Below are 21,371 nucleotides of genomic sequence, written 5' to 3'. Positions count from 1 at the left end.
TGAGCCCGATGAGCCAGGCGGCGCAGAATCTGAACTGGTTGATCACCAACTTCGTGGACAACACCCCTGGGGTGTCCCACACGGTGGTGGTCTCCGCCGACGGACTCCTGCTGGCGATGTCCGAGGGTTTCCCCCGGGACCGCGCCGATCAGCTTGCCGCCGTCGCCTCCGGACTGACCTCGCTGACCGCGGGGGCGTCCCGGATCTTCGAAGGGGGTGCGGTGAACCAGTCGGTCGTGGAGATGGAGCGCGGCTTCCTCTTCCTCATGTCCATCTCGGACGGTTCGTCGCTGGCCGTCCTCGCGCACCCCGACGCCGACATCGGCCTCGTCGGGTACGAGATGGCGCTGCTGGTCGACCGGGCCGGCAGCGTCCTCACTCCGGACCTTCGCGCGGAGCTCCAGGGAAGCCTGCTCAACTGAGCGCGTGTTCTCAACCAGCAGACGGACAGTGCGTTTCGCGCCATCGCACCATAGGGTGCGGTGGCGCGGCTTCAAGGGACATGGACCGCGACGGCAGTCGGAGGAGGAAACGTGGGAACACCCCCGGGCGGACGCCCTTTCAACGGTTACGACGGTGGTCACCAGCCCAACGGTGAGAACGGCCAGAACCGTTTCAACTTTCCCTCCACGCCGAGCAGACAGGGCGCGCAGCAGCCCTATCAACAGCCCCAGTCTCCGCAGCCCTACGGCCAGCCGGCGGCACCCCGCATCCAGTCGGGGGCTCCCCGGCGGGCTCCTGAGCGCGCCGGCGCCTCCGGGACGGGCGTGAACAACCACAATCCGCTGGTCCGTCCGTATGCCATGACCGGCGGCCGTACGCGGCCCCGTTACCAGCTCGCCATCGAGGCGCTGGTCAGCACGACGGCCGATCCGGCCCGGCTGCAAGGGCAGTTGCCCGAGCACCAGCGGATCTGCCGGCTGTGCTTCGAGATCAAGTCGGTCGCCGAGATCTCGGCCCTTCTCACCATTCCCCTCGGCGTTGCCCGGATCCTCGTCGCCGACCTGGCGGAGGCCGGACTTGTCGCCATCCACCAGCCCGGCGGCGACGAGGCCGCCGGCGGCCAGCCAGACGTGACACTGCTCGAAAGGGTGCTCAGTGGACTTCGCAAGCTCTAGCGGCGGTGCTGCCCGCTCAACCACCAGCGCGAAGATCGTGGTGGCGGGCGGCTTCGGCGTGGGCAAGACCACGTTCGTCGGCGCCGTCTCGGAGATCAACCCGCTGCGTACCGAGGCCGTGATGACGTCTGCGTCGGCGGGCATCGACGACCTGACGCACACCGGTGACAAGACGACGACGACTGTCGCCATGGACTTCGGCCGTATCACCCTTGACCAGGACCTGATCCTGTACCTCTTCGGTACGCCCGGTCAGGACCGCTTCTGGTTCATGTGGGACGACCTGGTCCGCGGCGCCATCGGCGCCGTGGTGCTCGTGGACACCCGGAGGCTCGCCGACTGCTTCCCGGCTGTCGACTACTTCGAGAACTCCGGTCTGCCGTTCGTCATCGCCCTCAACGGCTTCGACGGTCACCAGCCGTACAACCCGGAGGAGGTCCGTGAGGCTCTGCAGATCGGCCCGGACACTCCGATCATCACCACCGACGCCCGCCACCGCGCGGACGCGAAGAGCGCGCTGATCACGCTGGTCGAGCACGCTCTGATGGCCCGCCTGCGGTAGTTCCGTCCCTTGGCATGAACGAGGCCCCGCACACCGAGTCGGTGTGCGGGGCCTTCGTGCCGCTCCGGTCTCGTCGACCCCGGTCCCCCGCACGCCGAGGCCCCCGTCTCGACGGAGACGGGGGCCTCGGGTGGTGCCGTGCGGCCCCGGACGGGGCCAGAGGCGTCCTGGGGACGTCCTGTGGGTGTCAGCCCTGCCAGGAGTGGGAGGGGCGGAAGCCGGACTGGCGCTCCAGCCGGCGCCAGCCGGCCGTGGAGCGGCCCCGGTGGGCCGGGGCGGAGGCGTCCGGCTGGGCAGCCGCGCGGGCGAGCAGGACCGCGGTGATGGCGGCCAGCTCCTCGGGGTCGGCGTGGCCCTTCTCGACGCGGAGCAGGTTGGCGGTGGCAGGTGTGGTCACAGAGGGCTCCTCTTACTGAGGGGGGTTGCCGTGCTTGCGCGACGGCAGGTCGGCGTGCTTGGTGCGGAGCATCGCGAGGGACTTGATCAGGACCTCGCGGGTCTCGGCGGGGTCGATGACGTCATCGACCAGTCCGCGCTCCGCCGCGTAGTAGGGGTGCATCAGCTCGGCCTTGTACTCCTTGACCATGCGGGCCCGCATGGCCTCCGAGTCCTCGGCCTCGGCGATCTGCCTCCGGAAGATCACGTTCGCGGCGCCCTCGGCGCCCATCACCGCGATCTCGTTGGTGGGCCACGCGTACGTCAGGTCCGCGCCGATGGACTGGGAGTCCATGACGATGTACGCGCCGCCGTACGCCTTGCGGAGAATCAGGGAGATCCGGGGGACGGTGGCGTTGCAGTAGGCGTACAGCAGCTTGGCGCCGTGCCGGATGATTCCACCGTGCTCCTGGTCGACCCCGGGGAGGAAGCCGGGCACGTCCAAAAGGGTGATGATCGGGATATTGAAAGCATCGCACATCTGAACGAAACGGGCGGCCTTCTCCGAGGCCTCGATGTCCAGAACGCCTGCGAGGGACTGGGGCTGGTTGGCGACGATGCCGACGACCTGCCCGTCCAGCCGGGCCAGGGCGCAGATGATGTTGCGGGCCCAGCGCTCGTGGATCTCGAGGTAGTCGCCGTCGTCGACGAGCTCCTCGATGACCTTGTGCATGTCGTAGGGGCGGTTGCCGTCGGCCGGGACCAGGTCCAGCAGCACGTCGGAGCGGCGGTCGGCCGGGTCCTCGGAGTGCACGGTCGGCGGGTTCTCGCGGTTGTTCTGCGGCAGCATCGAGATGAGGTAGCGGACCTCCGCGATGCAGGTCTCCTCGTCGTCGTAGGCGAAGTGCGCCACGCCCGAGGTCTCGGCGTGCACATCCGCACCGCCCAGGCCGTTCTGCGTGATCTCCTCGCCGGTGACCGCCTTGACCACATCGGGGCCCGTGATGAACATCTGCGAGGTCTCGCGGACCATGAACACGAAGTCCGTCAGCGCCGGGCTGTAGGCCGCGCCACCCGCGCACGGGCCCAGCATCACGCTGATCTGCGGAATCACACCCGACGCACGGGTGTTGCGCTGGAAGATGCCGCCGTAGCCGGCGAGCGCGGAGACGCCCTCCTGGATACGGGCGCCCGCGCCGTCGTTGAGCGACACGAGCGGAGCGCCCGCCGCGATCGCCATGTCCATGATCTTGTGGATCTTCGTGGCGTGGGCCTCGCCCAGCGCACCGCCGAAGATCCGGAAGTCGTGCGCGTACACGAAGACCGTACGGCCCTCCACCGTGCCCCAACCGGTGATCACACCGTCGGTGTACGGCTTCTTCGCCTCCAGCCCGAAACCGGTCGCCCGGTGCCGGCGCAACTGCTCGACCTCACGGAAGGACTCCGGGTCCAGCAGCAGGTCGATCCGCTCACGGGCAGTGAGCTTCCCCTTGGCGTGCTGGGCCTCGGTCGCACGGTCACTCGGGCCACGCCGGGCCTCGTCGCGCAGGGCGTGCAGCTCGGCCACACGCCCTCGGGCGTCACTCGGCTCGCTCGGGATGGTTTCGACATCGGTCATGTACCGACCCTACGAAGCCGACCAAGGGAAAACCGCAGTCGACTCTTCACAGTCTCCTGCGCCGAATCCTGGTGGGGCTGGACAGAACGAGCGGGCGTACGGCACTTCTCAACAGCTTGGAACCCCTCGTACTTGTGAGGTTCCTATAGATGTCAGCTGAGAGCCACCTCACAGCGGTGGGTGGCGCCCGCCGTCCCGGGGGTGATCCTCAGCCGCAGCGTACGGCCCGTGGCAAGCACCTCGACCGCCGGATCGCGTGAGAGGACGGCGCGGACGGGCTGGTCCCAGACGACCTCCAGCGGCTGTCCGGCGCGGACAGGCTCGCTCACGCAGAGTGTCGCCGTCAGGGGCCGCCGGCGCACCATCACGCTCGCCGGGGCGGTGGTGGTGAGGCGCCCCACCGTACCGGCTCGCCAGAAGTTCGCGGCAGTCAGCCCCAGGGAGCGGACGACGACGGCCTGCCGGTCGGCGCTGTTGTCGAGAACGTCCAGCCAGGTGAGGTCATGGGCGCGGGCGGCGACGGTGCGGCGGGAAGCGCCCGGCATCAGCAGATAGGCGTACGACGCCCCCACCGGGTCCGTGCCGTGGTCCAGCCAGAGGGTCTGGTAGCGGCGGGTGCGCTGCTCGGTCGACGAGATGCTGTTGATGTCGGACCAGGCGCCCGTGCGGTCCTCGCGCAGGGTGCGCAACTGCCCCGTGCCGCCCGGGAGTACCCATCCGCCGTGGCCGTCGAGGTGGACCCAGCGGGAGCCGGTGGTGAAGGCGTTCGTGCCGCTCTCGCCGAGGCAGCGATTGTCGACGACCGTCTCGACCGGCACGCCGTCCGTGGCGGTGATGCCGGCACCGAGACAGATGACCGTGTCGGCTGTGCAGAACCAGGACTTGCGGGCTTCGAGGGTGGATCCGAGGCCCTTGAGGTGCTGCCCGACCGCGGCGAACTCGCCGTCGCTCGCCCCGCCGACCCAGCGCACGGCGGGCTTGGGCGCGCCCCACTCGCCACCGGTCCGGTCGGCCAGCCGCTTGGTGGAGACGGTCGTGCCGGGGAGCCGGTAGGGATCGACCGTGGGCCAGAACCAGTCGGTGTACTGCGCGTCCGCCCCCGGTCCCGGGCCCCACCAGTAGAGCATTCCCGCGCCGGTGTGCCAGCCGCGCGGATTCTCGCCGTTGCCGCACTCGTAGTGCGAGATCCGGTCCGAGGCCATGGAGATGTTCGCGGCCCAGCCCGGACGGCGATGGACGGCGCGGTCCATGGAGGCGAAGAGGCGGTGGCCGATGGGCTCGGGAGCGGCGGGCACGGGTGCCGCGGCCACGGCGTGCAGCCGGGCGAGGTCGGCGACGCCGAACTGGCGGGCGGTGAGAAGGGGGGTGACGGCGTCGCGTTCGATCCAGCCCTTCACGCGCGCGTGCCAGCGGTCGCGCTCGGCGGGGCTCGCGCCACCCGCGAGAAGGGCGATGGCGGCGATCAGGCCCTGGCCGTGGAAGTGGTCGCTGCGCATGATCCGGCGTTCGTCGCTCTTGAGGTAACCGCGGCTGATGGCACGGCCGTTCACGCTGTCCATCATCAGGCCGTTGTAGATCAGCGGGGCGTAGGCGTGCTCGACGCTGTCGAGGATGATCTGCCGGTCGGGGTCGGTGACGGCCCAACTGGAGCCGGCGAGGAGGGTGAAGAGCCGGCCGAGGCCGTCGAGCATGACCTGTCCGTACGTCCCCGAGTACGCGACCCAGGTGTGCTGGACGAACGAGCCGTCGCGGTAGAGCCCGTCTCCCTTGGTCACGTACGGGAAGACCGGCGAGAGCGCGTCGCGGGCCAGCGCTATTTTGGCGGGGTTCTCGCCGACGATGCCGCGCAGGGCGACGGAGCGGCACAGGTCGACGCGGTTGGCGCCGGTGGAGGTCCCGGTGTAGTCGCGGAGTGCGGAGTCGGGGACGAAGTGGTCGACGGCGGCGCAGGCGGCCTGGATCCGCGTGTCCGTCAGCCTGTCGCGCAGCGTGGCGACGATGTCCATGAGGAGGCGGGGGCTGCCGATCTGCCATTCCCACCAGTTGCCGTAGCGGGTGGTGGTGGGGTTGTAGACGCGGGCGGAGAGGTGGTCGAGGCCGCGGACGATGTCGGCGAGCAGCGTCTCGTCTCCGGTGAGGCCGGTGCCCTGCTGGGCGTACGCCTGGGTCATCACCCAGAGCCTGCTGTAGCTCTGGGTGATTCCGGCGGGCGGATCGAAGGAGTGGCCGGGCCACAGGGAGGTGTCCGTGGGGGCCATGGAGGCGCGGAAGGTACGGGCGAGCGTGCCGGTCTCCGCGAGGCGGGAGGCGTACGGCTCGGCGGTCGGGTCGTAGCCGGCGCCGAGCTGGATCGTCAGCCACCGCTGCCGCAGCGTCTCGAACTCGCTCTCGGCCGCGGCCCGCTGGGCGAACGCGGGCGGGGCGAGGGCGAGTCCGAGAGCGGCGGAGGTGGTGGTGGCGAGGAAGGTGCGGCGGGACCAGGCGGGGACGATCGGTGGCACGGGAGCCTCCCGAGGGAAGTGGTGTAGACCGGTTGAGGGAGGGTCTAGCACGCGCTTTCCCCGGCGTTCAATGGGTGGGACACAGCCGATTGAAAGCGCTTTCCGTCTTGTCCCGTCTCGTGGGGCTAACCGGCGCAGTGGAAGCGCGCGTTGCCCCAGTCGGCGTGGTCGTTCCCGTTGCCGTCACCCCCGTCCCCGGCCACCAGGTCGACGTAGTTCGCGCCGGTGACGTCCGCGGTGAGCGCCCACGCCGCGTCCGTGGCCTTCAGGACCGGCGACTGAACCTTCTCCGTGCCGTCGGCGACGACCGTGAACTGCACGGTTCCGCGCGTCGTCTGGACGTCGTCCACGCCCACCTCGGCGGTGAAGGAGGTGCACCGCCCGCCGAGGTAGTAACGGACCTTCGCCGGGGCGTGGGTGCCCAGGCCCTTGGCGTACGACACGCCGCCGATCCTCAGCGGACCGCCGTCGCCGGTACCGGTCTCCCCGTTGGAGAGGTCGCGCTCGACGGGACCCCAGCCGTTCTCCGCGGACGTCCAGTCCAGGTCTCCGGCCCAGCTGTCGGTGGTGGGCGGCGGGGGCAGGGTACGGACCGCGGCGGCGGCGGCGAGCCGGCGCGACGAGCCGCCGATGTCGTACCTCACCGCCGAACCGATCGTGTACGTCCGGTAGGGGGCGTCGACCGGCGGTGTCACCCGCCAGGTCGCGGTGGCCCTCGCACCGGCCGCGACCGAGGCGAAGGAGACGGGGCCGGCCGGCTCGGCGCTCCAGCCCTCGGGGACGGTGAGGGCCAGTGTGACGTCCTTCGCGGCCGTGGCCTCGTCGTTGGCGAAGGCGACCTCGACCTCGTTGGCCCGTCCGGGCTCCAGGGTCTCCCCCGCGGTGACGGCGAGGGTGCCGCACGCGGCCCGCTCGGCCGCCGGGCCCAGGTCGGTGACGGTGAAGCCGTCCAGTACGAAGTCCGCCCCGTCGGGGGCGTCGGCCCGCTTGCGCAGGCCGGTCCAGGTGTCACCGCAGCCGGCCGTGACGGTCTCGGAGAAGTGGCCGGTGGACCGCTGCTGCCCGAGCGGGGTGCGGCGGGTCTCGACGGCGGCGCCGTTGCCGGACGCACGGTCGTAGCCGGTCACCCATTCATAGGCGCCCGCGTGGCTGGACTGGTAGTCGTAGGCCACCCGGTAGCTGTGGCCGTCCTTCATCGGTACGGTCCAGGGCGCCGTGCGGTAGACGAGTCCGCTGTTCTCGTCGTGGGACTTGAGGGACTCGGCGCCGCCGAGCACGTCGTCGACGAGCTTTCCGTTCCAGCCGGCCTGGGTGAACGGGGCGTGGAGCCGGCTGATGTGGGTGCGGGGGTCGGTGGCGCCGCCCGCGTCGCCCTTGAGGAAGGGGCCCCAGCCCTGGTCGACCGCCTCGAAGTCCTCGTACGCGGCGGTCCCGGGGCGGGTGGCGGGGGCGTTGGCCACGAGCCGTACGTCGTCGATCCGTACGGTCGCTCCACCGCTCACGGCGTCGACGCGCAGGGTCGCCGTGCCGTCCGCCGCCGCGGTGAAGTTCACCTTGGCCCGCTGGAAGTGCGTCCCGTGCCACTCGGAGGCGGCGACCTGGTCCGTGAGGGCCGAGCGGTCGACGGCGACGGACCGTCCGCCGATGGAGAGGGTGGTCCGGCGGGTCCTGCCCGGCTCGACCTCGATGAGCGCGGAGGCGGTGTACCGCTTGCCGGGCTCCAGGCCGGTGACGCGCTGGGAGAGTGATGCCGCCGTGTCACCGGTGAGCGCGGCGCTGGTGCGGCCCTGACCGTCGGTGTGGCGTGTCACCGTGCCCGTCGTGGCCCATGTGGCCAGCCGGTTGTCGTTGAACCCCGGATCGGCGACCTTGCCGCCCTCGCCCCAGTGCGGGTCGCGCGGCTCGGGGGCCCGGTCCGGGTAGAGGACGTAGGGCTGCCCGGCGGTGGCGTCGAGGGTGATCCTGCCGTCGACGGGCCGTACGGTCGCGGTCTTCACGCGGCCGTTGTCGGTGAGCCTGTAGACGGTGTACGAGCCGGATCCCGGCACCGCCCAACTGCTGCTGCCACCCGACTTGTTGTAGTGGTAGAGCTTCTTCCCGCCGTCCCACGGCAGGAGGTAGCGGTCACCGTCGAGGACCTTGCGGCCCCGGTCGTAGAAGGTGCGGTGCCCGTCCTCGACCGTCCCCCGCACTCCCCCGGTGAAGGTGAGGTCGTTGCCCTCCCAGCGGGTGATCTTCTCCTGCTGGAGGTACTTGGCCGGCAGGTTCTTCTGCCAGATGTTGGCGTAGAAGGCGTTCCAGTCACTCTCGCCGGTCCACCCCTCGAACTCTTCGAGGGCGCTCTGACCGAGGACCGGGTGGTTGTTCCAGACGTCCTTCTCGTCGTTGCGGATGAAGCGGATGATCCGGGAGTTGAGCCCCTTGTTGGTGGCCCCGCCGTAGTCCAGGTCATTGGCCCAGTGCGACCAGAGCGAGGCCCGCTCGAACTTCTCGGACCATTCGGTGCCGACGCGCCAGCCCTGCGCCTGGACGGCTCGCATCGTCCGGTCCGCGATCCAGCCGTGCGTGTAGTAGACGTCGATGTAGAGGAAGGAGAGATTGCGGTCGGTCTCGTTCCTCAACTGCTGGAACCGGCGCGCGAGATCACCGCTGTTGATGTCGCGGCGCTGGTCGATGTAGTAGCTCTGGTTGAGCCAGTTCCAGCCCGGTCTGGTCTTGTCGACCAGGGTCTCGCTGAAGTTCCTGGCCTCGGGGTACGACTCGGTGGCGTTGACGTGGACGCCGAAGGTGGCGCCCCACTTCTTCCCGTCGACGAGCAGCTTGTTGAGGTCTTCGAGGCCGCCGGCGCGCTTGTTGTAGTTGCCGCCGTAGTCGGGGTGGGCCGAGTCGTGCCCCTCGGAGCCGTATCCCTTGAGGACGGCGAGCTGGCCGAGTCCGTCGGTGGCGAGCGAGACGCGCTTGACGTCGTCGAGGGTGCGCAGGAAGGGGTGGGTGGCCTGGCTGGCGAAGTTGAACGGGATGTGGGTGACCACGCGGTCGGGCGTCGTCCCGCTGCCGGGCGGGTGGAATCCGATCGTGCGGAAGGCGATGGCGCCGTCCTGCCAGTCGGTCCTGCGGTCGCCGTTGGCGTCGGGGGTGACGACGACCTTGGCCCAGGGGAGGTCGTCGCCGGTCTCGGGCCGTGGTGCGCCGGCGCCTCGGTAGGTCCACTGTCCGGACCAGACGCCCACGCGGGTACCGCCGTCGGCGGCGGCTCGGGCCTGGTGCCAGAAGCGGGCGTCGTCACCGTTGGTCGCGCCGGAGGGCTTGTCGTAGCTGGAGTTCGACTCGACGGCCGCGGCCAGGGCGCCGGTGTTCACCAGTGCGTAGCTCGCCCCGGCGGGGGCCGCGTCCACCGGGGTGGCGGCGGTGACCTCGGCGAAGACGTCGGCCGTCCTCGTCGAGTCGGCGTCGAGGCGGGTGAACGCGGTCTCGGCCCCGGCGTCGGACGAGCCCACCGAGACCAGGTCGTGGCCGGGTATGTCGAGGGTGGAGAGCCGGAAGGCGTCGGTGTCCCGGACCGCGGTGACCCTGAAGGTGGTGGTCCGGCCGGTGACGGTGAGGGAGGCGTCGATCTCGACGCCCGGCAGGTCCGGGAAGAGCAGGGTGTAGGCGGCCCGGCTCGCGGTGACCGTGGGCGCGGCCTTGGCCCGTACGGCATACGGCGCGCCGTTCAGGACGACCTCGGTGACCGGGCGGGTACTGCCGAGGAGGCGGGCGCCGCCCGCGCGCTCGGTGTACGACACGACGCGCGGAAAGTCCTTGGCGACGGCGACCGAGAGCTGCGGGGAACCGATGAGGGCGGTGGTGGCGGGATCGTCCGCGGCGGCGGAACCGGCCGGTCCGGCGGCCTCGGCGGCTCCGGCCGGGGGCGCGGCTGCGGCCGGCAGGGCGGGCCCGGCCAGGGCGAATACGGCGGTGGAGGCGGCGATGAGGGCGCACCCCGTACGGATTCTTCGCGACATGGGGACTGAGTAGTCCCTGGCGCGGGGCACGGTCAACGAGATCGCGCGGCAGCGGCCGCGCCAGTCCAACAACCCCCTTCGGTTAGTCCAAGTCGCTCCGGGACCGGGCCGAAGGGGGCGTCGCGAGGGCGGCTGCGAGGTCAGCAGCCGCCGCAGTTGTAGTACGTGACGTCCCAGTGGTTGCCCTCGTCGGCGTAGACGTTGCCCGAACCGGACTTCCACTGCGGGGCACCGTCACCACGCGGCCCGATGTACGTGAACGTGTTCTTGATGTAGTTCCCGACGCAGGTGTACTTGCTGAAGTCGAGCTTGTAGCCGTTCCAGTGCGAGTACGTGCCGCCCGCGTGGCCCGTCTCCGTGCCGCCGGTGATGTTGAGCGCGCAGCCGCTGGCGCTCCGGAGGGTCTGGGCGCCCTTCGCGGTGGCGAGGTTGAGCTGCTCGAAGGACGTACAGCTGGGGTTGTTGCGATCGGAGCAGCCGCCGGACGAGGACCAGGTGATCCCGGACGAGCGGAACATCGAGGTCGCGGTGGCGTGGCTGATCTTGGTGACGGCGTGGGCGTCGGTCGCGCCGCTGATGACGCCGAACCCGGGGGCGAACAGGGCGCCGAGGACGAGGGCGAGCGCGCTGAGGACGGAGCGGAGCTTCATGGGGATTCCCTCCTGCTGTGAACCGTGGTGGGGCCGTGCAGGTGGAGCAGGGAGATGGTGCCTGAGTTCTACGCGCGTCCGCCAGAGGGGCCGCGCGCCTTTCGGATGAACGGAGACCAAAGAAGTTGAATTTTGAACGGAATGGACTTAGAGTCGATGTCGTTGAAGGTTCAACAAGAGCCGATCAGCCGCAGCGGCGCCATCCCGGCGCCCGTCCCAAGGAGCAGTCATGGGCCTCTTCACCCGCAAGAACGACGTCACCGGCACCACCGCGACCGCCACCGCCACGCTTCCCGCCGTGGCCCCGGCGCTGGCCGCCCTGACCGGCGACTACACCATCGACCCGGCGCACAGCAGCATCGGATTCACCGTCCGCCACGCCATGGTCACCAATGTGCGCGGCACCTTCGGTGAGCACGAGGGCACGCTGCGGCTCGACGGCGCCGACCCGGCCGCGTCCGCCGCGTCGATCGACGTCAGGATCGCCAGCGTCGACACCGGCATCGCGGACCGCGACGGCCACCTGCGCGGCGCCGACTTCTTCGACGCCGAGCGGTTCCCGCTGATGACCTTCCGCTCCACCGGCGCCGAGCAGCTGGGCGGGGACGACTACCGCATCACCGGTGACCTGACGATCAAGGACGTCACCCGTCCGCTCTCCATCGACCTGGAGTTCAACGGCTCCGCCACCGACGTGTACGGCAACGAGCGCGTGGGCTTCGAGGGCAGTGCCGAGATCCTGCGCTCCGAGTGGGGCCTGACCTGGAACGCGGCGCTGGAGACCGGCGGTGTGATGGTCAGCGACAAGGTGAAGCTGAACTTCGACATCTCCGCCATCAGGTCCGCCGCCTGAGCCGACAACCGAGCGCGCCCGCCCTCCGTCCCCCGGACGGAAGAGCGGGCGCTCGGCGTATCCGGTCACAACCCCGCTGTGAACGGTCACCTGTCGGCCGTCGGCGGCCGCTCGCAGCACGGCCTGCCCGGTGGCGGAGGGCCGGTATGCCAGTGGTGGCCCGTGCGTTGTCAGTGGTGGCCCGTACGGTCGGCCCATGGAATTCCGTATCGACAGCGGCGAGTTCGGCGATGCCGTCGCCTGGGCCGCCCGCGTGCTGCCCGCCCGCTCCCCCGTCCCCGTGCTCGGCGGTCTGCTCCTGGAGGCTGAGGACGGTCTGCTGCGGATCTCGGGGCTCGACTACGAGGCCTCGGCGCGGATCGAGGTGGAGGCGCAGACCGCGCGGCCCGGCAGGGTGCTGGTCATGGGGCGGCGGCTGCTCGACATCTGCCGGGTGCTGCCGAAGGCGCCGGTGGAGTGCGCGGTGGAGGGCTCGCGGTTCGCGGTGGTGGGCGGGGAGGCCCGTTTCGGTCTGTCCGTACTGCCGCTGGACGACTACCCGGCCCAGCCTCCGCTGCCCGGCTTCCTGGGCGTCGTGGACGGGACCGCGTTCGCCTCGGCCGTGGCGGCGGTGGCCGTCGCGGCGGGCCGTGACGACGCGCTGCCCGTACTGACCGGGATCCGGCTGGCGCTCGACGGCGACGCGATGACGCTGGCCGCGACCGACCGCTACCGCTATGCGGTCCGTACGCTCGACTGGAAGCCAACGTCCGCGGGCGCCCGTGCCGACGTGGTGGTCCCCGCCCGCCGTCTCACCGAGATCGCCCGCTCCCTGGCGGCGGCCGGGCCGCTGCGCATCGCGCTGGACGGCGGATCGATCGGCTTCGAGAGCGCCGGGATGCGTACCTCGACCCGTCTCCTCGACGGCCGGCTGCCGCGCCACGACAAGCTGTTCGCCCTGGACGGTCCGGCCACCGCCGTGACCGACCGGGCTCCGCTCGTCGAGGCCGTCAAGCGCGTCGCGGTGGTCGCGGAGGGCGACAGCCCGCTCCAACTGGCCTTCTCCGCCGACTCGGTGCATCTGCGCGCGGGGTACGAGGACGATGTCGCCTCCCAGCGGCTGCCTGCGGCGCTGGAGGGCGGCGAGGCTCTGACGGTCGCCTTCAACCCCGCGTATCTGATGGACGCGCTGGGGTCCTTCCAGTCGTCCGCCGTGCGCTTCCATCTGCTGGGGCCGGGGCAGCGCGCGCTGATCACCGAGTTGTCGGGCCGGGCGCACGAACATCTGTTGATGTCGGTGAAGCCCCTGATGTGAGCGGTGGGGCGGATACGCCGACGGCACCGGCCTCACGGCCCGCTCGGCCTAGAAGCCGCCACCGCCGTCGAAGCCGCCGCCACCGCCGAAGTCGCCGCCTCCGCCGAACCCGCCGGAGTCGCCGCCCCCGAAGTCCCCGGAATTGAAGTCGGCGCCGGAGTAGTCGCCGCCCTGGAAGTCCTGGTAGTCGGCGCCGCCGTAGTCCGCCGCGTAGGCGGGGGTGGAGAGCATCGAGCCGAGCATCGTGCCCACCAGCAGGCCCGGCAGCATGCCGCCGCCGAAGTAGCCGCCGGCCCAGGGCCCGTAGGCCGGACCCGCCTCCCAGTACGGGCGGCGCCCGGTCTCCGTGTCGACGGTGCGGGCCACGGGGTCGAGGCCGTCCTGGATCCGGGTCGCGTCCGCCGCGCAGACCGGGACCTCGCGGGCCGAGCCCCCGGCCGGGGTCCAGGTGACGTCGGCGTCGGAGGGGCCGTGGCGCGGGTCGAAGAAGCAGGGAGGACGGCGCTCCGGCAGCGGGCGGCCCTCGCGGCGGGCGGCGAGGACGGCGAGGGAGAAGCGGCCGTCCTCGAGCGCCTGGGTCACCGCGCGCACATCACCGGGGTGTTGGGCGGCGCCCATCCTGGACTTGGCGGTGTCGTAGGCGTCGAGGGCGCGTTCGTAGTCACCGCGCATGGCGTCGTCGGCGCCGGCCTCGGCGGGGTGGAAGTCGAGCCGGTCCAGCTCCTCGCCGAAGGCGGTGATGTCCTCGTCGACGACGACGCGGAGCCTGTCGAGCGCGGCCCGCTCCTCGGCCTGCTTGCGGCCGCGGTTGCGGCGGACCACGGCGTAGGCGCCCGCGCCACCAGCGGCCACGACCGCGCCGAGGGTGATCAGGGCGCCGGTGGAGGCGCCGCCCTCGTCCGCGCCGCCGCCGCTCCAGGAGGCGGGGGCGGAGCCGCGGGTCTGCGGCAGGGCCTGGTCGACGAAGTTGTTCAGCTCGGTCGCGGTGTCCACGCCGGGCTGGCGTACCGCGTTCACCAGGTTGCGCACGGCCTGGTTCGGCATGACCACCGCGTCGGCGCCGGCGTTGAACCCGCCCCCGAGGCGGACGGCGTAGAGGCCGGTGATGCCGGTCTCGGTGCGCAGATTGCGCAGCAGGTTGTCCGGCGGGAAGGCCGAGGTCGCGGGGAGCACCGCGACGAAGACCGGCTTGTCCGCGTCCTTGATCTTCCGGGCGAGGGCGTCCGCCTCGGCCCCGGAGAGTTGGGAGGACGCGCCGGGGTCGACATAGACCGGGCCCTGCTTGAAGGCCTGGGCCACGTCCGAGAGACCCGTGGCCTTGGCGGATACGCCAGGAGCCAGAGCCAGGAGCAGCAGGAGCGCCAGCCCGGCGAGGGCCGACAGAAGGGAAAGCGGCCTGGTCCTCATACTTCGACGCTACCCGAAAGCGGCCAAAGCAGACCATGGAGACGAGAGGGACCGGGGAGGCGGGGGAGACGGCGCCCCGGTCTCGCAAGCCCGCCCGGCCTCCGGAACCTGCCCCGCCTGCGCCGCCGGCCCCGCCTTTCCCGTCCAGCCCCGCCTGCCCCGCCTGCGCCGCCGGCCCCGCCTTTCCCGTCCAGCCCCGCCCGCCCCGCCTGCGCCGCCGGCCCCGCCTTTCCCGTCCAGCCCCGCCCGCCCCGTCTGCGGCCTCCGAGTCCGCCTCGGCTCCCCTCCCCCGGGGCGGGAATCGCTCAGCCCGCCGCTCGCCTCGGCGAAGGGCTTCGACAGGGCCGGCGCCATGGCCTGCGCTCCCCGCTGCTGGTCCTCTCCTGCGTCAGCCCCGGAGCTCGAAGTACGCGCCGGGCTCCCGCTCGGCGGTGCGGTGAGGCACCCGGTGAGCACGACGGCGGCCACGCCGGCCGCCGTCGTCCCGCGGGTTCTGATCAACGTCCTGCCCATATCCCCCACGCTGGGGCGTACGGGGGCTACAGGCCGGTACGACGCGCTACTCGGCCGGGTCGATCCCCGCCCGCAGCAGCCCGTACGTGTAAGCGTCCTCCAGCGCCTGCCACGACGCGGCGATGACGTTCTCGCCGACACCGACCGTCGACCACTCTGCATTGCCGTCGCCCGTGGTGATCAGGACCCGGGTGGTGGACTCGGTGCCGTGGCGGCCCTCCAGGATGCGGACCTTGTAGTCGACCAGCTCGAACTTGGCCAGCTGCGGGTAGATCCGCTCCAGCGCGACCCGCATCGCCCGGTCCAGGGCGTTGACGGGGCCGTTGCCCTCGGCGGTGGCGACGATGCGCTCGCCCTTGGCCCAGAGCTTCACGGTCGCCTCGTTGGCGTGGGTGCCGTCCGGGCGGTCCTCGACGATCGCCCGCCAGGACTCCGTACGGAAGTACCCGCGGGCGCGCCCCTCGGCCTCGGCGCGCAGCAGCAGCTCGAAGGAGGCGTCGGCGGCCTCGTAGGTGTAGCCCCGGAGCTCGCGCTCCTTGACCCGCTCGACGACCCGGCCGACCAGCTCACGGTCGTTGCCCAGGTCGACGCCGAGCTCCTTGCCCTTGAGCTCGATGGAGGCGCGGCCCGCCATGTCGGAGACGAGCATCCGCATGGTGTTTCCGACCCGCTCGGGGTCGATGTGCTGGTACAGGTCCGGGTCGACCTTGATCGCGGAGGCGTGGAGCCCGGCCTTGTGCGCGAACGCGGAGACACCGACATAGGGCTGGTGCGTGGAGGGCGTCAGGTTGACGACCTCGGCGATGGCGTGCGAGATGCGGGTCATCTCGGCCAGCGCGCCGTCGGGCAGCACACGCTTGCCGTACTTGAGCTCCAGCGCGGCGACGACAGGGAAGAGGTTGGCGTTGCCGACCCGCTCTCCGTAGCCGTTGGCGGTGCACTGGACGTGCGTGGCGCCCGCGTCGACGGCGGCGAGGGTGTTGGCGACGGCGCAGCCGGTGTCGTCCTGGGCGTGGATGCCGAGGCGGGCGCCGGTGTCGGCGAGGACGGTGGCGACGACGGCCTGGATCTGGGCGGGAAGCATGCCGCCGTTGGTGTCGCAGAGGATGACGACATCGGCGCCGGCCTCGGAGGCGGCCCGGACGACGGCCTTGGCGTACTCGGGGTTGGCCTTGTAGCCGTCGAAGAAGTGCTCGCAGTCCACGAAGACCCGGCGGCCCTGCTCGCACAGGAAGGAGACGGTGTCGCGCACCATCTCCACGTTCTCGTCCAGGGTGGTCCGCAGCGCCAGTTCGACATGGCGGTCGTGCGACTTGGCGACCAGGGTGATGACCGGGGCCCCCGACTCCAGGAGCGCCCTGACCTGCGGGTCTTCGGCGGCCTTGCCACCGGCCCGACGGGTGGAGCCGAACGCGACGAGCTGGGCGTGCTTGAAGTCGATCTCCTGCTGGGCGCGGGCGAAGAACTCCGTGTCACGCGGGTTTGCGCCCGGCCAGCCGCCCTCGATGAAGCCGACGCCGAAGTCGTCCAGGTGGCGGGCGATGGTCAGCTTGTCGGCGACGGTGAGGTTGATGCCCTCGCGCTGGGCTCCGTCGCGGAGCGTGGTGTCGAAGACATGGAAACTGTCGTCGGTCTCCGTGGTCATGGCTGTGTTGGCTCCTGTCGGATGTGGCTCCGGAAGGTCTGGATCCACTTGCCCCCATTTTCGCGCGCGTTCCGTGTCCGGTCTGGGTGGGTCCGGAAAATGAAAAAACCCCTCGCGGGTGCGAGAGGTCTGCGCGCGGGTCTGAGGCACGGTGTCCACTGCCGCGGGGGTCCTGCCGCGGGTCAGTGGTCACTGCGGACCGGCGCGCTACTGCCCATAATCATGGTGGTAGCAAGCACGGCGGCAGTCTGCCACATCTGTACGGGTGACGGGACCGCGGTCTCACGATGCGGGCGGACCTCCGGTGGTAGGTCACTGGTGTGAGTTCCCAGCCGCCCTCAGGGCCACCCACAGGACCACCCACAGGACCACCGCGCGGACCGGTCTCCCATCCACCGGGACCCGGCCCCGAACCGCCCCCCGGGCGGGGTTCGACACCGGGCACCCCCACCGGCCCGGCCGGCGGACGCTCCCCCCGCACGCTCGCCCTCGTCGTCGGCGGCGCGGTGGTGGTGGTGGGCCTGGCCGTCCTCCTGGTGTTCCTGCTCCGGGGGGACGACAAGGGCAGCGACCGGGCGACGGGTGACGCCTCGGCGTCGGCCCCCGGCGACACCGCGTCGGCGAAGGCAGAGGCCCTGGTCCTCGCCAAGCGGGTGGCACTGACCCCGGCGGACTGGGGGCCCGGCTACGAGAAGGCCCCGACGTACGAGATCACGCCCGTCGACGAGTCCGATGTGCTGAGCAGCTGCGAGTTGACCGGGAAGGGAAGCCGCACCGGCACGCTGGCCTCCCTCTCCCGCACGGCCGTCCACAATCCGTCCCAGATCACGGGCTACTCCGAGGTCCGGGTGTACGCCGACGAGCCCACGGCACGGATGTACCTGGACGAGGTCGCGGACGCCATCCACCGCTGCCCCAGCCAGCACAGCGGCAAGAGCCGCTGGACCGGCGTCCGGGAGGCGACCGCGCCGACGGTGACCGGGTTCGACGCGATCGTGTCCGAGGAGGGACGGCAGGTGGTCGACGAGAACGGGAAGAAGGTGAACTCGCTCTACGTCCTCCTCACGGGCCGGGCCGGCGAGCACGTCCTGAGCGCGAGCACGATCGGGGACCCCAAGAAGGAGGCGCGGCTGCGCGAGCAGGCGGCCACCGCCCTGCAGAAGCTCCAGCAGCGGATGGCCGCCGAGGGGCGGTGACCACCCGCGTCGGCCCCTCGCGTCGGCCCCCGTGTCACCGCGCCTCGGCGGACTCCCGGGTCCTGGGGGTCTGCGCGGATGCAGGCGGGGCGCCGACGCGGCCCAGATCGATGTCCCGGGTCTCGCGCATCGTGAGGTAGACGACCAGGGAGACGGCGGCGCAGCCGGCCACGTACCAGTAGTAGCCGGACTCCAGGCCTGCGTCCTTGAACCACAGGGCGACGTACTCCGCCGTGCCGCCGAAGAGCGCGTTGGCGATGGCGTACGGCAGGGCGACGCCCAGCGCGCGGATGCCGGTCGGAAAGAGCTCGGCCTTCACGCACGCGTTGATCGAGGTGTAGCCGGTGATCACTACCAGGGCCAGCAAGGAGAGGCCCAGCGCCGGCCAGAACGAGCCCGCGTGCCGGAGCAGCGTCATGATCGGGACGGTCAGGAAGGTCGAGCCGACCGCGAAGGTGATCAGCAGCGGGCGGCGGCCGATCCGGTCGGAGAGGCGCCCGGCGAGCGGCTGCAGACAGGCGAAGACGATCAGCGCACAGAAGGAGACCAGCGTCGCGGTCTGCTTGGAGAGCCCGGCGGAGTTGGACAGGTACTTCGTCAGATAGGTGGTGTACGTGTAGTACGCGACGGTGCCGCCCATGGTCAGCGCGATCACCAGGAACGCCTCGCGCTTGTGTGCCCACAGCGCCTTCAGGGTGCCCTTGGCCTCGGCGGGGGTGTCGTCGGCCGTCTTCTCGTACACCTCCGTCTCCAGCATCGTGCGCCGCAGATAGAAGACGACGGCCGCGCCGAGCGCGCCGACGATGAACGGGATGCGCCATCCCCAGCTGTGCAGGGCGTCGGCGGACATGGTGCGCTGGAGGATGATCTGCAGGCCCAGGCCGAGGATCTGACCGGCGGTCATCGAGACGTACTGGAAGCTGGAGGCGAAGCCCCGGTGCTCGGGTGCGGAGGCCTCGGTGAGGTAGGTGGCGCTGGCGGCGTACTCGCCGCCGACCGACAGGCCCTGGAGCAGCCGGGCGACGAGCAGCACGGCCGCGCCGCCGTATCCCGCGACCGCGTAGGTCGGCGCGACGGCGATGAGGACGGCCGACGCGGACATGAGGGTGACGGTGAGGGTCAGCGCCGCCTTGCGGCCCCTGCGGTCGCCGACGCGTCCGAGGAGCCAGCCGCCGACGGGCCGCATGAAGAAGCCGACGGCGAAGATGCCGGCGGTGTTCATGAGCTTGGCGGTGTCGTTGCCCTCGGGGAAGAAGGCCCCCGCGAAGTACGTGGCGAAGCTCGCGTAGACGAACCAGTCGAACCACTCGACCATGTTGCCGGCCGAGCCGACCCAGATCTTTTTCCAGTGCTCTCGTCCCATGAGCCGAACCGTGCCAACAGGCCCGCCGGCCGGACAAGGGTGAACTCGGCAACGATCGGGAGTACTTGCGTGCGTTACGGTCACGGGATCAGCGTTTGCTTGAGGAACTCCCTCACGTGGCCGAGGACTTGTTCGCGTCCGGTGCCCGGTATCCCCACCGCGACATGGACGCTGAAGCCGTCGAGGAGGGCGCGCAGACGGGCGGCGTAGCGGTCCGGGTCGACGGTGAGGAGCTCGCCGCGCGAGATGCCCTCCGCCAGCAGGGCGACCAGGTCGCGGTGCCATGCGCCCTCGATGGCCGCCTGCCGGGCCCGAGCGTCGGCGTCCGCGTTCTGCGAGCGGTTCCAGACCTCCAGCCAGAGGGTCCAGTGCGGGTCGCGGGGACCGTCGGGGACGTACAGATCGACGTAGGCGGTCAGCCGCTCCCGTACCGGAGCCTGCCGGGACAGCAGCGCGCTGCGCTCGGCGCCGAGCTGCGCCTCGCTCCACTCCAGGGTCTGCAGCAGCAGTTCGTCCTTGGTGCGGAAGTAGTAGAGCAGGTGCCCGCTGCTCATCCCCACCTCGCGCCCGAGCCCGGCCATGGTGAGCCCGTCGAGGCCGCGCTCGGCGATGGTGGCCATGGCGGCGGCGAGGAGCTCCTCGCGGGGCGGGGCGGTGTTGCGGCGGCGATGATTGCTGGTCACTCGTACGTTTTACCCGATCGTCCAGCCGTCCTCGGCCATGCGGTCCCGCAGGGCCGTGACCTGCTGCGGGGTGGGTTCGGCGAGCACCCCGAGGTCTGCCCCGAAGGCGCCTTCGACGACCGTGTCGAGGTCCTCCGGCGGGACCGAGGCGCGCAGCAGCGCGAGGAGGGCGGGGAAGTCGTCACGGATCACGCCGTCCTGGTGCATCTCCCGCAACGCGCGGATGATCCGCACCAGTTCGGGACGGAGGTCCATCCAGCCGCGGCTCGCGCGGATCTCCCGGTCGACCTCGTCCATGAACCAGCGCATGACGTCGTACGGGACGTGATGGTGGGTCTCGGCCTCGATCAGGCAGACGGCCGGCTCGCGGTCGGGGTCCTCGTCGGGCACGATCCCGATCGCGAGGGTCGCGTCCCGGGCGAGGTCGTTCAGCTCCAGGTACCAGGCGTCGTCCGGCAGCGCGTACATCAGCCGGATCGCGTAGTCGCCGCCGGAGTGTTCGATCAGGGGCATGGCCGCAGGCTGTCACACCGCCCGCGGCCGCCCCCACCCGATATCCGCCTCGGGGATCAGACCTTCGGCTGCTGCTGGGTGATGCAGTGGATGCCGCCACCGCCCGCGAAGATCGCCCTCGCGTCGACCAGCGTCACCGTGCGGTCCGGGAAGAGCCGGCGGAAGATGCCCGCCGCTATCTCGTCGCGCGGGTCGTCGAAGCCGCACAGCACCACTCCGCCGTTGCAGATGTAGTGGTTGATGTACGAGTAGTCGACCCATTCGCCGTCCTCTTCGAGGACGGTCGGCGCCGGGATCTCCACGACCTCCAGGCGGCGGCCCCTGGCGTCCGTCTGGGCCCGCAGGATGGCCGCGTACTCCTTGGAGCGCTCGTAGTCCGGGTGCGCCGGGTCCTGCTGTGCATGGACGACGACGACACCGGGCCGGGCGAAGGCCGCGACGATGTCGACATGGCCCTGGGTGCCGTAGGTGCCGTAGTCGCCGGCCAGGCCGTGCGGGAGCCAGATCGCCTTGGTGGTGCCGAGCTTGGCGTGGATCTCCGCCTCGACCTGCTCACGGGTCCAGTCGGGGTTGCGGCCGGCGCCGAGCTGGACCGTGTCGGTCAGCAGGACCGTGCCCTCGCCGTCGACGTGGATGGCGCCGCCCTCGTTCACCAGGTCACTGCTCAGGACCGGGACGCCCGCGAGATCGGCGACATGGCGCGCGATCTTGGAGTCGTGCTCCCAGCGCGCCCAGTCCTGGGCTCCCCAGCCGTTGAACACCCAGTCCACCGCGGCGAGCTGTGTGCCGTCGGTGACGAAGGTCGGGCCGATGTCCCGCATCCAGGCGTCGTCCAGGTCCCGCTCGACCAGGTCGATGCCGTCGCCGAGGAGCGCGCGGGCGGAGTCGCCCTGACCGGGGCCGTGGACCACGGTCACCGGCTCGAAGCGGCGTACGGCGCGGGCGACGGACGCCCACGCGGCACGGGCCTCGGCCAGCTCCTCGTCGTTGGTGAAGGTGGGGTTGGGGCCGGGCCAGGCCATCCACGTGCGCTCGTGCGGCGCCCACTCGGGCGGCATACGGAAGGTCATGTCGTT

The 21,371-nt window shown here is 71.2% G+C and carries 17 protein-coding genes; 6 read left to right on the top strand and 11 right to left on the bottom strand.

From position 1 onward, the window contains the following. Positions 1-8: 8 nt before the first annotated feature. The 3 genes from ACZ5VC_RS09215 (at position 9) to ACZ5VC_RS09205 (ending at position 1,680) form a co-directional block, all read left to right on the top strand. Entirely contained in the window at positions 9-422 is a 414-nt protein-coding gene (locus ACZ5VC_RS09215; protein WP_468707382.1) for a roadblock/LC7 domain-containing protein, read from the top strand. Positions 423-533: 111 nt separating this feature from the next. After that, on the top strand, positions 534-1,118 hold the full coding sequence (locus ACZ5VC_RS09210; protein WP_469119440.1) for a DUF742 domain-containing protein: 585 nt from the start codon (positions 534-536) through the stop codon (positions 1,116-1,118). Continuing rightward, a complete protein-coding gene (locus tag ACZ5VC_RS09205) occupies positions 1,099-1,680 on the top strand; it encodes a GTP-binding protein (protein ID WP_050791473.1) in 582 nt (193 codons plus the stop codon). The genes ACZ5VC_RS09210 and ACZ5VC_RS09205 overlap by 20 nt, the downstream gene beginning before the upstream one ends. 187 nt (positions 1,681-1,867) lie before the next feature. Here the strand turns inward: ACZ5VC_RS09205 and ACZ5VC_RS09200 are convergent, their stop codons facing one another. From ACZ5VC_RS09200 to ACZ5VC_RS09180, 5 genes are all read right to left on the bottom strand, one after another. Beyond that, positions 1,868-2,077 (bottom strand): acyl-CoA carboxylase subunit epsilon, encoded by a 210-nt coding sequence (locus ACZ5VC_RS09200; protein WP_468706663.1) that lies wholly within the window; start codon positions 2,075-2,077, stop codon positions 1,868-1,870. 12 nt (positions 2,078-2,089) lie between these two features. Next, entirely contained in the window at positions 2,090-3,673 is a 1,584-nt protein-coding gene (locus tag ACZ5VC_RS09195; protein WP_469119439.1) for an acyl-CoA carboxylase subunit beta, read from the bottom strand. 152 nt (positions 3,674-3,825) lie between these two features. Next, positions 3,826-6,174 (bottom strand): polysaccharide lyase 8 family protein, encoded by a 2,349-nt coding sequence (locus tag ACZ5VC_RS09190; protein ID WP_469119438.1) that lies wholly within the window; start codon positions 6,172-6,174, stop codon positions 3,826-3,828. Positions 6,175-6,299: 125 nt separating this feature from the next. Continuing rightward, positions 6,300-10,178 (bottom strand): endo-alpha-N-acetylgalactosaminidase family protein, encoded by a 3,879-nt coding sequence (locus tag ACZ5VC_RS09185; RefSeq protein ID WP_469119437.1) that lies wholly within the window; start codon positions 10,176-10,178, stop codon positions 6,300-6,302. Between the two features lie 140 nt (positions 10,179-10,318). Then, complete coding sequence (locus ACZ5VC_RS09180; protein WP_469119436.1) at positions 10,319-10,828, bottom strand: hypothetical protein; 510 nt, start codon at positions 10,826-10,828, stop codon at positions 10,319-10,321. 229 nt (positions 10,829-11,057) lie between these two features. Here ACZ5VC_RS09180 and ACZ5VC_RS09175 point away from each other — a divergent pair, with 229 nt between their 5' ends. Together ACZ5VC_RS09175 and dnaN are read left to right on the top strand one after the other, a co-directional pair. Next, entirely contained in the window at positions 11,058-11,681 is a 624-nt protein-coding gene (locus ACZ5VC_RS09175) for a YceI family protein (protein WP_469119435.1), read from the top strand. A 196-nt stretch (positions 11,682-11,877) separates the two neighbouring features. Beyond that, a complete protein-coding gene (dnaN, locus tag ACZ5VC_RS09170) occupies positions 11,878-12,975 on the top strand; it encodes a DNA polymerase III subunit beta (protein WP_469119434.1) in 1,098 nt (365 codons plus the stop codon). Between the two features lie 48 nt (positions 12,976-13,023). Here the strand turns inward: dnaN and ACZ5VC_RS09165 are convergent, their stop codons facing one another. Together ACZ5VC_RS09165 and cimA are read right to left on the bottom strand one after the other, a co-directional pair. Then, entirely contained in the window at positions 13,024-14,382 is a 1,359-nt protein-coding gene (locus tag ACZ5VC_RS09165) for a hypothetical protein (RefSeq protein WP_469119433.1), read from the bottom strand. Between the two features lie 559 nt (positions 14,383-14,941). Next, on the bottom strand, positions 14,942-16,540 hold the full coding sequence (gene cimA / locus ACZ5VC_RS09160) for a citramalate synthase (RefSeq protein ID WP_469119432.1): 1,599 nt from the start codon (positions 16,538-16,540) through the stop codon (positions 14,942-14,944). Between the two features lie 320 nt (positions 16,541-16,860). Between cimA and ACZ5VC_RS09155 the strand changes: the two genes are divergently transcribed. Further along, positions 16,861-17,736, top strand: coding sequence for a hypothetical protein (locus ACZ5VC_RS09155; protein WP_469119431.1), 876 nt, complete (start codon positions 16,861-16,863; stop codon positions 17,734-17,736). 34 nt (positions 17,737-17,770) lie between these two features. On the opposite strand, the gene ACZ5VC_RS09150 is transcribed toward ACZ5VC_RS09155, so the two are convergent. The 4 genes from ACZ5VC_RS09150 to ACZ5VC_RS09135 all read right to left on the bottom strand — a co-directional run bounded on the left by ACZ5VC_RS09150 (position 17,771) and on the right by ACZ5VC_RS09135 (position 21,365). Next, positions 17,771-19,099, bottom strand: coding sequence for an MFS transporter (locus tag ACZ5VC_RS09150; RefSeq protein ID WP_469119430.1), 1,329 nt, complete (start codon positions 19,097-19,099; stop codon positions 17,771-17,773). Between the two features lie 80 nt (positions 19,100-19,179). Continuing rightward, entirely contained in the window at positions 19,180-19,782 is a 603-nt protein-coding gene (locus ACZ5VC_RS09145) for a TetR/AcrR family transcriptional regulator (RefSeq protein WP_469119429.1), read from the bottom strand. Between the two features lie 9 nt (positions 19,783-19,791). Continuing rightward, complete coding sequence (locus tag ACZ5VC_RS09140) at positions 19,792-20,295, bottom strand: hypothetical protein (RefSeq protein ID WP_469119428.1); 504 nt, start codon at positions 20,293-20,295, stop codon at positions 19,792-19,794. A gap of 56 nt (positions 20,296-20,351) precedes the next feature. After that, positions 20,352-21,365, bottom strand: coding sequence for an agmatine deiminase family protein (locus ACZ5VC_RS09135; RefSeq protein WP_469119427.1), 1,014 nt, complete (start codon positions 21,363-21,365; stop codon positions 20,352-20,354). Positions 21,366-21,371 lie beyond the last annotated feature (6 nt).

The organism is Streptomyces sp. NPDC033174 (assembly GCF_055577795.1).
This window is presented reverse-complemented; position numbering and strand designations above follow the sequence as displayed.

Excerpts from the sequence above, each read along its gene's own strand:
- ACZ5VC_RS09195 (WP_469119439.1), bottom strand. The coding sequence starts at position 3,673 with ATGACCGATGTCGAAACCATCCCGAGCGAGCCGAGTGACGCCCGAGGG.
- ACZ5VC_RS09175 (WP_469119435.1), top strand. The coding sequence starts at position 11,058 with ATGGGCCTCTTCACCCGCAAGAACGACGTCACCGGCACCACCGCGACC.
- ACZ5VC_RS09215 (WP_468707382.1), top strand. The coding sequence starts at position 9 with ATGAGCCAGGCGGCGCAGAATCTGAACTGGTTGATCACCAACTTCGTG.
- ACZ5VC_RS09185 (WP_469119437.1), bottom strand. The coding sequence starts at position 10,178 with ATGTCGCGAAGAATCCGTACGGGGTGCGCCCTCATCGCCGCCTCCACC.
- ACZ5VC_RS09165 (WP_469119433.1), bottom strand. The coding sequence starts at position 14,382 with ATGAGGACCAGGCCGCTTTCCCTTCTGTCGGCCCTCGCCGGGCTGGCG.
- dnaN (WP_469119434.1), top strand. The coding sequence starts at position 11,878 with ATGGAATTCCGTATCGACAGCGGCGAGTTCGGCGATGCCGTCGCCTGG.
- ACZ5VC_RS09140 (WP_469119428.1), bottom strand. The coding sequence starts at position 20,295 with ATGCCCCTGATCGAACACTCCGGCGGCGACTACGCGATCCGGCTGATG.
- cimA (WP_469119432.1), bottom strand. The coding sequence starts at position 16,540 with ATGACCACGGAGACCGACGACAGTTTCCATGTCTTCGACACCACGCTC.
- ACZ5VC_RS09135 (WP_469119427.1), bottom strand. The coding sequence starts at position 21,365 with ATGACCTTCCGTATGCCGCCCGAGTGGGCGCCGCACGAGCGCACGTGG.
- ACZ5VC_RS09150 (WP_469119430.1), bottom strand. The coding sequence starts at position 19,099 with ATGGGACGAGAGCACTGGAAAAAGATCTGGGTCGGCTCGGCCGGCAAC.
- ACZ5VC_RS09180 (WP_469119436.1), bottom strand. The coding sequence starts at position 10,828 with ATGAAGCTCCGCTCCGTCCTCAGCGCGCTCGCCCTCGTCCTCGGCGCC.